The organism is Nocardiopsis terrae (genome assembly GCF_014651695.1).
Taxonomy (GTDB): domain Bacteria; phylum Actinomycetota; class Actinomycetes; order Streptosporangiales; family Streptosporangiaceae; genus Nocardiopsis; species Nocardiopsis terrae.
The window spans coordinates 166,105-179,026 of record NZ_BMXJ01000005.1 but is presented as its reverse complement, the minus strand read 5'-3'; the positions used below and the strand labels follow the sequence as shown (position 1 = coordinate 179,026).

Sequence of the window (12,922 nt, the reverse complement as noted above, 5' to 3'; positions counted from 1 at the left end):
CGGTCACCCCCCCGCTCCGGACCCCGGCCACTCCGAGAGCGCCGACAGGTCGTCGAGCGGGGGACGAGGTGCCCGCTGCGGTGCGCACCAGTTCCGACCCAGCCGGGAAGCCCACCGTTACGCCGGGCCCCTCCGGTTCTGCACGCACAGCTCTACTACGGGGTGATCTCCCAAGGCTCCAGCTCGCTGCCCAGTACGTCGAAGTGGTCCAGCCGTGACCAGGAAGCATGGTCCCCGATCACGTACAGGCGCCGCTTGGCACGACTGGCGGCGACATTCACGAGGTTGGGTTTCTTCGCGGCCCATCGCTTGGCGCCGGGCCTGCGGGGGTCCCCACCGAGTACGAAGACCACGACGTCCGCCTCACGCCCCTGGGTTCGGTGGATCGTTCCACCATCGGTGACCCCGAACTCCCGCGCGATCCCCAGCGCCTTCCTGGCCACCGTGCGAAACGGAGAGACCACGAAGACCTGGCTCATCTCCTGCCCTGTCCCCTCAAGCTGTTTGAGAACACGTTTCAGAGCCATGCCCTCGGCCGGGATCCAGCTCTCCTCACTGTGCCCGTCACGGTTGGGAACATCGATCCACAGGCTCCTGTAGAGCTTCGAGGGAGACCTCGGCGGGGTGCCGTGGACCATCATCTCCTGATAGGCCACCTTGTTGGAGACGCTGAACATCGGGTCGTCGCAGCGCCGGTGGACACGCAACGGGGCCCCGACCCAGATCTCGTCCCCATCGGCCCCGACCAACTCGGTGCCCAACGGGTTCACCTGGTCCGCCAGCGTCTGCACCGACGACCACACCGGCAACCACTTCTCATCCACCTCGTACTTGCGGCGCAGTGCCTGCTGGGTGGTGAACGGCAGGGTGCAGATCGGTTCCAACTGGAGCGGATCGCCGACCATGACCGCCCGACGCGAACGCCACAGCGCGCCTGTCACCTGCTGCGGTGTGGCCTGGCCGGCCTCGTCCACCAGCAGCCAGCCGAGAGACTCCGAACCCAGTCCGCCGAACAACCGGGCGAAGGAAGCGAAGGTCGTCGACACCACCGGGACGACGAAGAACAGGCTCTGCCAGGCGGAGAGTACGGCCTGCTCCGGTGCGTCACCGGGCGCACGGCCTCGCAGCACCGCCTCGGCGGCCTGGAGGTTGCGCAGCATCTTCCCGGGCACGGCTTCGATGAAGTCCTGGTGCAACCGGAGCGCAGCCAGGAAGACCTCGGTGCGGGCCCGCGCCATCTCCGGGTCGTTCCAGGGCGCGCTCAGTTCCCGTTTGACGTCGTCATCAAGCAGCGCTGAGGTCGGAACGTGGTCCCCGAAGCGCGCCAAGGCACGCTGGTTCTGTTCGTGTAGGCGGTCCAGTTCGGCCTGGTCCTTCGGGGAGGTCGATCCCTGGAGCTTTCGCATGCGGTGCCACAGCCGGGGGAGGGCCGCGCGCTCGTCACGCAGCCTCTCGGCGTTGCGGATCACTTCGGTGAACGCTTCCACCGCCTTGAGCCACCGTTTGGCCTTCACGTTCTTGGGGCGCTTGGTGGCCGCAGCCTCCTTGAGGAACTCCCGCATCCCGCCGGGCGGCGGTACGTACCGTCCGTCGACCCGCTTGCCGTAACCGCCCTGCCACCAGTACTGCGCGAAGTGGGTGCGGTTGGTCATGTTGCCCAACCGTGCCGCCATCGTGCCCCAGGCGGGCCTGTCCAGCACCCGCCCGCCGATCTCGGCGAAGAAGTCCGCGCGGTCGCGCCACTGCTCGTCCACCGCCTCCACGGCCGGGATCTCCCTGGTCACGTTCTCCACCGCGCCGTTGTTGGCCGAGGCCACCACAATCTCGTGCCCGGTCAGGGAGGGGACGAACGGGTGCACGGTGGTGGAGCCGTCCTCGGTGCTCCACCCGGTCGAGTCCGCGAACGCGTCCTCCGGCCGGGCGAGGGCACTCAGAGCCATCGCGCGCTCGACCACGACATGGGCGATCAGGTCCCGCAGGAGCGTGGTCTTTCCCGTTCCGGGCGGACCGTTGACGGAGAAGATCCCCGAGCCGTCGCCGATCATGTCCACGATGCTGTTGACCGCGATCTGCTGACTCAGAGCCAGGGGGTGGGTGTCCTTGCTGGGCCACCGGGCCAGGGGCATGCGCTCGGGAAGGACGCGTCGAAGCAGGTCCGAACCCTCCTCACGCAGGTCCACCCGGTCGATGGCATCGCACTCGGACTCCGAGTACAGGTAGGTGCGCAGCGCCTCTCCCGCATCGCCCTGCCGCACGGCATCGGCAACCCGTCCCAGGTCCTCGGAGATGAAGCTGTTGAGGAACACGGACTCACCCGGCTGCGGGGGCTTTTCGGGAAAGTCGCACTCGTCGCGGGCGGCGGCCCGCTGCTGCAGAACCGTGAGCTGGCGCTCCTCCTCCTTCGCGCCGCCTGCCTCGGAGATCCGACGGCTGGCCACCCGCAGCGTCGAGGGCACGAACGCGTCCGCGCCGCTGAGCCGCAGCGCCACGGTGAGGCAGGCCTCCAGCTCCTGCGCCCCCAGGATCCGTCGGCGCCGCCCGTGCGGGGCGTCGGCCTCCGCACCCAACCCCGGGAAGAGGCCCGCCGCGGGGTCCTCCTCGTCCTCACGGCGGATACCGTTGAGGACCTCCTCGGCCAGGTCCCACAGCTCACCGAGGGAGAGTTCGAGGAAACCCTCCCCGCTCACCATGGACAGCAGGGCCCGCGCCGGACCCGGGGCTGGCTCTGTCACCAACCATTCGAACAGCAGACGGCAGCGCTCCTGGGCGGCCTCGAACCCGTCAAGCCACTCGGGGGAGTCGGGCCCGACCCCGAGGGTCCGCCCGACCGCCCAACCGCAGCTGGACAGGGAGTCGCTCTCCAGGAGGGCGCGCCCGAGATGGTCCACCTCGAACGCGAACAGCGCCGCGTCCCCGGGGGCGTAGTCGTCGGCGTCCTCGTCGTCACGACCGAACCGCTCCTCCAGGAGCTGCTGGACCGACTCCAGAGGGAACACCCCGCAGTACACGGTGTGCCGCCACTCCTGGCCCGCCCTGGGGGTCTCCGTGCCCTGGTAGCGGTGGTCGGGGCTCCACGGCAGGGGCGCGTCCTCCCGCAGGTCGATCACCGGCTTGAACGCGCCCTTCTTGGTGGGGTGCGGAACGTCCGTGGGCTCGAACATCTCCACCGCGCGCCAGAAGTCGATGACCTTCGCCCGCCGCTTGTCACCCTTGCCCACGCACTGCTCCCCGCGCTGCCGGTCGAGTTCTCCCGATCACCTTCACGGAATGAGGTGATCACTCAACGTTCCTACCAGCTTCGGGGCGGAGCACTTGAAGCCAGGGTTCCTCGTGGCCGGTTCCGGCCAAGACAAAGGTCTTGTGCGGCGCGGTGTTCCCTCCGAACCGCAGGATTCACTCGTCAAGGTACCAGTTCGCGGAGATCCGTCTTCGTCGATGGGGTGATGGAAGAAGGGAATTCGTTGTTCTGATCGAGTCGTGGTTGGCGGACTGCGGTTTTCACCGAACGCGCTGGAGTGTCGCGGAGGCCGTAAGGTCCCATCCTTTCCTCAAAGTGTGCACGTCAACCACGGGTTTCGTGTCCGTTGCAGGCCATGCCCAAAGTTGCCTTCGGCCCTTGTCGGTCGTGCTGTGCACACAGAAGTATCTTGTTTATGGCTGCGAAGAAAAATCAGAAGAGTCCCCTGAGTTACTGGGGTGTCATCGCCATCATTTTCACCTTTTTCGGGTGGTTTATTCCAACTTTGGGTCCCATGTGGATCATGATCGCGGCAGCGGTGTCGGTTCTCTATATCTGTTTTCAGATGCCCTTGCCCTGTGGCGCCTGGAACCGAGACGGGAAGACCCGCTGCCGTAACAACGCCTCTGGCTTCCTTCCCGGGTGCCATCTCGAACAGCACAGGTGGCAGACGGCGAAGCTGATGGTCGCCTCGGGTGGATGGACCGAAATCCGGGAGAAGACCATGTCCAGCTGGAAGAGGATGCTGCCCGCGATCGTCGCCGCGGCCACGATTGTCTCCGGGCTGGCGGGCGCAGCTCAGTTCGTCTTCGCCGTACTCACCACCTGACAGCTCGGCCGGGGGCGTGCCTGATGCACGGCTGTGGCGCCGAAGCGTTGGTGGGGCAGACCCTCGGAGTTTTCTGAGGGCAGGAACGCACCGCGAGCGCGGACTCGCCCGCCGGCAACGGTGTGGTGGTGGCACGGAGGCCGTTCGACCGCCGGAGGGCGGTTTACCGTCCTCCCGCGAGGACGAGCAAGGGCAACAGGCCTGGGGTACTTGTCCACAGGGGAGCGGTGCCGACCTGTTCGGTGTCGTGCGGGCTCTATAGGTTGCTTCCGTCACGAACCGTTTCCGGTACCGAACGGAAAGCGAGGGCTGCCTGTATGGAGCTACGGCTTTGGCGCCAGATGACCGACTTCGTCTGGTATCGCGAGCTGTCCTTCCTTCCCGCGGCCGGGGAAGCCGACGAGATCCTGGTCGTTTGGGAGTCCCAGGACATCGCGGTGGCCTGTGAACTACCCCCGCAGTACTCCTCCTCCTGCCTGAACCTCCTGTGGGTCAACCCCGACGAGCGGTTGCTGCTTCGGATGCCCTACCAGGAGTACTTGCTTCCGGGCAGCACCGAACACGGAACGGTACGGGTGGGTGTCGACTGGGCTCAGCGGGAAGCGGACCTTGGCGCCCCCGAACTCGAACCGGCGATCGCCTCGCTGGTGCGGTTCAGTTGGGATCCGTTGGACCTGCCCCCGGCGAGCGCACTGCAGACCACCCAGACGTACATGGAGTCGTTGGGGTACGTGGTCGAGTTGGTGGCCTGACAGGGACGGGGCCCGGCATGAGGGCACCGGTTCAGGGCCGGGTGGAAGGCCGAGGCGCGGGTCTGGGCGGGTCGCGGGCACCAGGGCAGTACCTGCGTCGTACCCACTGCTTTGAGGACTCATGAAGGACGGTTCGGCTCAGACGGTGCCCTCGACAGAGGCGGAAAGCCCTTGTCAGCGGCCGTTTCCGGTCGCCGGGCAGGGCTGGCTCCCGTTCACCCCTCTCACTAGAGTCACTGTGCGATCACACCCCACCTGAGGAGTACGGTGCCTGCCGAGCGGATCTGGCTTGATGTCCCCTATGCGGAGAAGGACCTGGCGAAGGCGGAGGGGGCGCGCTGGGACCCCCGGGCGCGTCGTTGGTACGCGCCCGGGCCCGGTCTCGCGGGGTTGGAGCGCTGGCAGGCTCTGCCCGACATCCCCGATCTACTGCCGGGGGAGGATCGCTCTCTGGGTTCGGGGCTGTTCGTCGACCTGGTCCCCACCACCTGCTGGTTCACCAACGTGCGTTCGTGTGTGTCCCAGCAGGACTGGGAGCGGTTGCGCCGCATGGTGGTGAACAGGGCCGGTCAGGTGTGCGAGATCTGCGGTGCGCCCGCCGACCGCTCGGTGCGGCGCTGGCTGGAGGTACACGAGAGGTGGACCTTCGACGAACGGACCAGGACACAGACCCTGTGCCGTCTGATCTGCGTCTGCACCCCCTGCCACACCGTCACCCACTTCGGCCTCGCCCGGGTGCGCGGGATCGCGGACCAGGCGATGTCCCACCTGCTCGCGGTCACCGGCGCTTCCCCCGCGGCGGCCCAACGGCACGTCAGCGAGGCGTTCGAGCTGTGGGAACGCCGTTCGCGGGTGGTGTGGGAGCTGGACCTGAACATGCTGACGGGGGTCGGGGTCACCGTCCAACCACCGCCCGAGGCGTGGCAGCGAGCCCAGGACGCCCGGGCCGAACTCCAGCGGTAGCGGTCTTCGTGGTGACCGGCCCGGGGCGGTTTGCGCGCATCTGTTCGTGTCCGGTGGGCGGGTGGTCAGCGGGTACGGGTGACCTCGTGGGTCCCGGAGGGGCCAGGCGGCTCTCGTGGGCGGCGGGCGCTGCCCCGGGTCCGTAAAGGGCGCTCCATTTATATTCATCGCAAAAAGGAGCAGACTGGTATATATTAGTCATTCGTGCGCTGGGGTGTTCCACCCAGCGACGGAGTGGGAGCCGACCAGTGGACACATCATTGAAGGTTCTCCTCACCGACGAGGGGACCTCCGCCGACCACCTGGACGAGATGACCCGCCAACTACGGCGCGAACTGCTCCAGCTCGACGTGCACGACGTCGCCCCTCAGCGGGGCGGCCAGGCCCCGCCCGGCTCACGCGGCTGGGACATGGCCGAGACCGGAGCCCTGCTGGTGACGCTCAACCAGTCCGCCACCGCCTTGGGCAGGGTCATCGACGTCGTCCGGCGCTGGCGGGCCCGGTGCCGGGAGCGCCCGACCATCCGACTGGTGATCGACGGGGACGTCCTGGAGATCTCCGACGCCTCTCCCGAGCAGGCCGCGAGGTCGTTCGACCTCTTCGTCGGCCGCCACTCCGGCAACGGTGAGCAGCGGTGAACGGCGACCGGCACGCCCTGATCGTCGCCACCGACACCTACGAGGACGACGGCCTCGAACACCTGCTCGCACCGGGAGAGGACGCCGTCGCCCTGGCCGAGGTCCTGGAGAACCCGGAGATCGGCGGGTTCGGGGTCGGGGTCGTGCGCAACAGGCCCGCCTACATGGTGGCCAGACAGGTGGAGGACTTCTTCGCCGACCGCACCCAGAGCGACTCACTGCTGCTGCACTTCTCCTGCCACGGCCTGAAGAACGCCTCGGGGCAGCTCTTCTTCGCAGCCGCCGACACCCTGCCCCACCGGCTGTCCTCGACCACGGTGTCGGCGGACTTCGTTCGCAGGTGCATGACCGAGTGCAGGGCCCGCAACATCGTGCTCCTCCTCGACTGCTGCTACGGCGGTGCCTTCATGGAGGGGATGGTTCCGCGTGCGGCCGGCGACGTGAACGTGTTCGACACCTTCTCCGAGGAAGGCTTCGACAGCGGGCACGGATTCGCGGTGATCACCGCCTCCAACTCCATGGAGTACGCCTTCGAGGGCACGCACCTGAGTACGGACCGGCAGGTGTGCCCCTCGGTGTTCACCCGGGCGCTCAGCTCGGGGCTGGCCTCGGGCGAGGCGGACCTGGATGCGGACGGGCGCGTGTCCGTCAACGAGCTGTACGACTACGTCTACGACAGGGTGCGCCAGGAGAACCCGCACCAGACGCCCAGCCGCAGCATCCACCTGCAGGGGGACGTCTATCTGGCCCGGAGTATGAGGCGGCGGACCGACGGCGAGGGGCTGCCGGAGGACCTCAGGCTGGCGGTCTCCAGCCCCGACGTGTTCACTCGGCACGGTTCGGTGCCCGAGCTCCGCAGGCGCCTGCAGAGCCAGGACAGGGAGATCGCGGAGGCGGCGTGCCAGGCCCTGCACGGACTGGTCCGCAACGACATCCGGTCGATCGCCGACGACGCCTCCCACGCGCTGGCCGAGATGGCGGTGCGCCCTTCACCGGAACGGCTGGACTTCGGCCGGGTCGGTCAGTACGAGCCGGAACCGCACCGACGGATTCAGTTCCTGGGGCCGCCCCTGGCCCGCGACTGTGTGCCGCGCCCCCGGAACGAGTGGATCCACGTGGTGACGGAGACGGACGCGATCGACGTGTCGGTGGACACGAGGCGAGCTGGCAGCCTGGAGGGAACGCTCACCTTGGAGGGCAGGGCGGAGGACACCGACCTTCCCGTCCACGCGGACGTGCTTCCCGCGCGGGCGCCCGTTTCCGATCCGGGTCCGCCGCTCTCACCTCCGTACCCCCGGGAGCAGCGCGTCCCCGGGCCCGGTACTTCGGCCTCAGGACCACGGTTCGTGCCCGCGCCTCCGCCCCGAACGCCGCGGACGGTCGGGCCTGCCCACCGTTCCGTGCCACGGCCGCCGTCACCTCCCCCGGGGGCCTCGCTGCGGCCACCCGCCGCGGATCCGCTCGCACGTCTGCGGGCAAGGCTGGCCGCGCGCATCATCGACTACGTGCTGGTGTTCCTCTTCGCGCTGGGATCCGTCTTCACCACGGTCGTGGTGGTGTCGGCGTTCACCGTTTCGGAGAGCTTCACGGACACGCTCTTCGATGCCATAGCGGTCCTGTTCTTCTTCGGCTGGGGTGTCCTGTTGTTCCTCTACGACTGGTTGTTCCTCAGATACCGGGGCGCGACCTTCGGCAAGATGATGGTGGGCATCAGGGTCGTGAACGCACGGAACGCCGGGCCGCTCACGCACGGACAGGCGGCGGGTAGGGCGGCCCTGTTCGGGCTACCGCAGACGGTCCCGCTGCTGGGGAACCTCCTGGTCCTGCTCTGGTCGCTCGCGGCGCAGGGAGATCCGTGGGGACGGACGGTGCACGACCGGGGCGCGCGGACGCTGGTGCTGCAGAGGAGAACGTGAGCGTCTCCCTCACGGCCCCGGCCGGGTAGGTTCCGGCCACGGACGACGACTGGCGCAGGGGCCGTATCGGCAGCGTACTGAGGGCTGGGAACCTGGCCGTGATGCGGCGCTTGGACGCGGGGTTCGCGGTCATCGGGGACGTGCAGTTCCTCCCGGGGTGCTCGGTCCTGCTGGTGGACACACCAAGGGTGGAGAAGCTGACGGAGCTGCCGAGGTGCCGACGGCGGATGCTCCTGTCCGACATGGAACGCCTCGGTGAAGCCGTCGAACGTACCTGCCGCCGCTTGGACCCGGACTTCCGCCGGGTCAGCCTGGAGATCGGGTCAGCCTGGAGATCCTGGGCAACACCGACGCATTCCTGCACGCGCACGTATGGCCGCGGATCGAGTGGGAGCCAACCTCGCTTGTGAGCCGACCGACCTGGCTCTACCCCCGGAAGAGGTGGAGCTTCGTACTCGGTACGTGGCACGACATGCTGCGGGAGGCCATCGGAGGTGAACTCGATCGGCTCCGCCCGGACGGCGGGCGGTGACGCGCTGCCTCCCTCATCGGGGCTGGATGGACATCGCACGCCGACCGGATAGGCATAACTCGCCTCCAGGGATTGCGGGTGGCCGGAAGGGGACATCGGCTTTACCCCGCCTATCCGTCACCGTAGGCTCGCCCGGGGCACGGGCGCCCCGCGAACCTCGGGAATACGCGACCACTCGGAGACGACGTGCGGCGACGCCAACGACTCGCCCTGATGCTGCAGCTTCTCCTCGTGCTGGCAGCGGGTCTGCTGGGGGTGGTCACCAACTTCGCCACCGACGGCCGCCCCACACCCCTGCTGATGCGGTTGCTGGAACAGGCAGCCGTGCCCGGCCTGGTCCTCATCCTGGTGGTCCTGCTCGTCGGCCATTTCATCGCCTACCGCCTGGAGAACCCGACTCCTCCCGAGTTCGCCTGGGAACCGGGACGCTCGCCCTACCCCGGCCTGGCGGCCTTCCAGGAGGACGAGGCCGCCGTCTTCTTCGGCCGCACCGCCCAGATCACCGAGGCCATGCGCCGCCTCAACGGTGGGGGAACCGACCCCCACGAGCGCTTCCTGGCCGTCATCGGGGCCTCTGGCAGCGGTAAGTCCTCCCTGGTCCAGGCCGGGGTCCTGCCCCGGCTGCGGGGCCAGCGATGGAACGTCCTGCCCGTCATGGTGCCCGGAGCCGACCCTGTCGGAGCACTGGCCAAAGTCCTGGCCGCGGCCACCGACCATGCTCAGGCCGACGCCTACGCCCGCCGTATCCGGCGTGACAGCGGCGAACTCCTCACCCTGTTGCGCAGGGTCCGCCGGGAGAGCGGCGGGGCCCGCCGCACCGTCCTGGTCGTCGACCAGTTGGAGGAACTGGTCACCCTCAGCGGGGAGCGCGACCGCGCCCTGTTCCTGAACACCCTGCGCGAGGCCCTGCACGGAGACCGCCATCTGCGGGTGGTGGCCACCCTGCGTGTGGAGTTCCTCGGCGACCTCCTCAACGGTGAGGCCGCCGAACTGTTCACCAACCCCCTGGCCCTGGGCGCGCTGAGCCGTCAGGACCTCGTCGAGATCATCGAACGCCCCGCGGATGCGGCCGGGTTCCGTTTCGAGGACGGCCTGGTCGAGCACATCGCCGCCGACACTGGCAGCGGTGACGCCCTGCCCCTGCTCGCCTATCTCCTCCAGGAGCTCCACATCCGCACCGGCGCCCGCGGCACCGCCATTGAGGCGGACTATCGGGCCCTCGGCGGCGTGGAGGGAGCGCTGACCCGTCACGCCGACCAGGTCACCGCCGAGCTGCGAGCCGAGGCCGACCTCGAGCGCATCCTCCGGGTCCTGCTGCGCTTCGTCACCGTCACCAGCGGCGACGCGACCCGCCGCCGGGTACGCCTGGCCGAACTCGGCGAGCGCGACCGCCATGTCGTGGACGCCTTCGTCGACGCACGCCTGCTGGTCAGCGACGTCCATGAGGGCGGTCCTGTCGCCCAGGTCACCCACGAGGCGCTCTTCCGTCAGTGGGCCCCGCTGCGCCAACAGGTGCAGTCGCACACCGAACGCCTGCGCCAGCGCGCCGAGCTGGAGCGCTGGGCGGGCGACTGGGAGAACTCCGGGCACCACCCCGACTACCTGTTGACCGGAGCACGCCTGACCACCGCCGAACGCTGGCTGGAGGCCCTGCGCGAGAACGGCCAAGACACCCCCGCGCTCACCGCGTTCGTCGACGCCTCCCGACGTCGCGACCACCGTTTCCTGCGCCGCGTGTCGCTCTCGATCGCCGAGTACGTCCTGGCCGGCGTCGAGGAACACCCCGAACTGGCCGTCCTGCTCACCCTGGCTGCCTTGGAGGAGTGCGAACCCGTTCCGGTCGTGCGCGGCGCCCTGCTGTCCGCGCTCGCCCACAGCCACTGCTCCGCCGTTCTGACCGGCCACACCGACACCGTCCGCAACCTGGCCTGGTCACCTGACGGCACCCGGATCGCCACCGCTTCGCGCGACGGCACCGCGCGCCTGTGGGACACCCGCGGCGGACTGCTCCGGGAACTGCGCGGCCACATGGGCATGGTGGAGATGGCGGCCTGGTCACCGGACTCCCGGCGTCTGGCCACCGCCTCCCGGGACCACACCGTGCGGGTGTGGGACGCCGACACCGGCGAGACGCTCATGCGCCTCACCGACGCCGCCGACGTGGTGCGGGGCGTGTCCTGGAGCCCCGACGGACGCTACGTCGCTGCGGCCTCCCGCGACCGCGTGGTCCGGATCTGGGAGGCCGGGACCGGCCGTCTGAGCACGCAGTTGACCGGGCACACCGACAACGTCCTGGGCATCCGGTGGTCGCCGGACGGTACCCGCCTGGCCACCGCCTCCCACGACCGGACCGTCATCGTCTGGGACGTCGCCGAAGCTCGCCAGGCACTCAGGCTCGTGGGTCACCGTGATTTCGTCGAAGGTGTGTCCTGGCATCCCGACGGAACTCGGATCGCCACGGCCTCGGGCGACCACACCGTCCGCGTCTGGAACGCCGCCACGGGTGAGCAGACCCTCCTATTGCGCGGCCACCGCGACCGGGTGTGGAACGTGGAGTGGTCTCCCGACGGCCGGCTACTGGCCACTGCCTCGGCTGACCGGACCGCCCGCGTCTTCATTGCCGACGACGCCGAAGAGCGTGTTGTCCTGCGCGGCCACACCGACGCGGTCTGGGGCGTGGCCTGGTCGCCTGACGGACGCTTCCTGGCCACGGGTTCGGAGGACGCCACAGCACGTTTGTGGGAGATGGAGCCCAGGACCGTCGAAGACGCCGTCCACGACGCGGAGGGCACGGCTGCCAACGCCTTGACCGCCAGGGGAGGCACCCTCGCCGCCGCGGGCGAGGACGGAGTCGTCCGGGTGTGGGAGCGGGGTGCCGACCGGCCTGTTGATCTACGCGGTCACACTGGAGCGGTGCGCGACGCCGCTCTGTCCCCGGACGGCAAGGTCCTCGTCTCGGGTGGCATCGACCGGCGCGCTCTGCTGTGGAACCTGGAGACGGGCGAGACCCTGCTCGAACTGGACCACGAGGGCGCCATCGTGGAGTCGGTGGCCTGGTCACCGGACGGCGACCGCGTCGCTACAGGCGCCCAGGACCGGAGCATCCGCGTGTGGGACGCCCGCGACGGCTCCCTGCTGACTGTGCTGCGCGGCCACCAGGACTGGGTCGTGGGTCTGACCTGGTCGCCGAGCGGACGGATGATCGCCTCCTGCTCCGACGACCGCACCGCTCGGGTGTGGGACCTGACCACCGGCCGCGAGAGTGTCGTGCTCACCGGACACGAGAACTGGGTGGACGCCGTCTCCTGGGCTCCTGACGAGACGCGCCTGGCCACCTCATCGGCCGATTGGACGGTGCGGGTGTGGAACCTGGCCACCGGGCAGGCCGAACGTGTGCTCACCGGGCACAGCGGCCGTGTGCCCGCGGTGACCTGGTCACCCGACGGAGCCCGGATCGCCACCGCCTCCCATGACCGAACCGTCCGGGTCTGGGACGCGGGGGGTGAGGGCGAACCCCTGACGGTGGGCGTTCACCGTGACCGTGCCCTGAGTGTCACCTGGAGCGGTGGATCGCGGCTGATCGCCTCGGGTTCCGCCGACGGCACCGTGCGGGTGTGGGACGCCGACATGCCCTTGGAGGAGCTGACGCGCGTGGCACGGCGGCGCACCTTCCGGGCCCTGACCCCGGAAGAGCGCCGCGCGCACCTGCTCGCGGTCGGTGAGGAGGAGGGGCGGGGTCAGTAGACCCGGGTGACCTCGCGGGTCTCGGTGGAGACCAGGTAGTCCTTGGGGTCCAGGGCCATCGCCTCGCGCTTGGGGGAGTCCCAGTACTGGCGGTTGCGCTCGGCGAAGGTCTCGGGGCCGTCGTAGGAGATCTCCCAGATGAAGTGGTGGCGCTCCCGGTCGATCCAGGCACCGCTGAGGGAGAACCCGAACTCCAGACGCAGCGGGACGATCTCATCCCTCCAGCGCCGGACCCACTCGTCGAGCAGGCCCTCTTTGACGGTGTAGGTGCGTACCTGGGTGCTGGTTGCCATGGTGCTGCCTTTCCTGG

Annotated in this window: 8 protein-coding genes; 6 read left to right on the top strand and 2 right to left on the bottom strand. The window is 69.0% G+C overall.

Features of this window, described 5'->3' with window-relative positions:
• Window positions 1-155 precede the first annotated feature (155 nt).
• On the bottom strand, window positions 156-3,218 hold the full coding sequence (locus IE195_RS15130) for a DEAD/DEAH box helicase (RefSeq protein ID WP_191271900.1): 3,063 nt from the start codon (window positions 3,216-3,218) through the stop codon (window positions 156-158).
• Window positions 3,219-3,653: 435 nt separating this feature from the next.
• On the opposite strand from IE195_RS15130, the gene IE195_RS15125 reads away from it, so the two are divergent.
• The 6 genes from IE195_RS15125 (at window position 3,654) to IE195_RS15100 (ending at window position 12,612) form a co-directional block, all read left to right on the top strand.
• Window positions 3,654-4,067, top strand: a complete 414-nt coding sequence (locus tag IE195_RS15125; protein ID WP_191271897.1) for a hypothetical protein — start codon at window positions 3,654-3,656, stop codon at window positions 4,065-4,067.
• A 317-nt stretch (window positions 4,068-4,384) separates the two neighbouring features.
• Window positions 4,385-4,819, top strand: coding sequence for a hypothetical protein (locus tag IE195_RS15120; protein WP_191271895.1), 435 nt, complete (start codon window positions 4,385-4,387; stop codon window positions 4,817-4,819).
• 267 nt (window positions 4,820-5,086) lie between these two features.
• Window positions 5,087-5,782, top strand: a complete 696-nt coding sequence (locus IE195_RS15115; RefSeq protein WP_191271893.1) for a DUF5710 domain-containing protein — start codon at window positions 5,087-5,089, stop codon at window positions 5,780-5,782.
• A 248-nt stretch (window positions 5,783-6,030) separates the two neighbouring features.
• Entirely contained in the window at window positions 6,031-6,420 is a 390-nt protein-coding gene (locus IE195_RS15110) for an effector-associated constant component EACC1 (RefSeq protein WP_191271891.1), read from the top strand.
• Window positions 6,417-8,336: a caspase, EACC1-associated type gene (locus tag IE195_RS15105; RefSeq protein WP_191271889.1), complete on the top strand. Its 1,920-nt coding sequence runs from the start codon at window positions 6,417-6,419 to the stop codon at window positions 8,334-8,336. Before IE195_RS15110 ends, IE195_RS15105 begins: the two co-directional genes overlap by 4 nt.
• A gap of 745 nt (window positions 8,337-9,081) precedes the next feature.
• Window positions 9,082-12,612 carry an nSTAND1 domain-containing NTPase gene (locus IE195_RS15100; protein WP_191271887.1) on the top strand — a complete coding sequence of 1,177 codons (3,531 nt, stop codon included), beginning with the start codon at window positions 9,082-9,084 and terminating at the stop codon, window positions 12,610-12,612.
• Here IE195_RS15100 and IE195_RS15095 read toward each other — a convergent pair.
• Window positions 12,606-12,905, bottom strand: coding sequence for an NIPSNAP family protein (locus IE195_RS15095; RefSeq protein WP_191271885.1), 300 nt, complete (start codon window positions 12,903-12,905; stop codon window positions 12,606-12,608). The two genes, IE195_RS15100 and IE195_RS15095, sit on opposite strands and share 7 nt — an antisense overlap.
• Window positions 12,906-12,922: the final 17 nt, after the last annotated feature.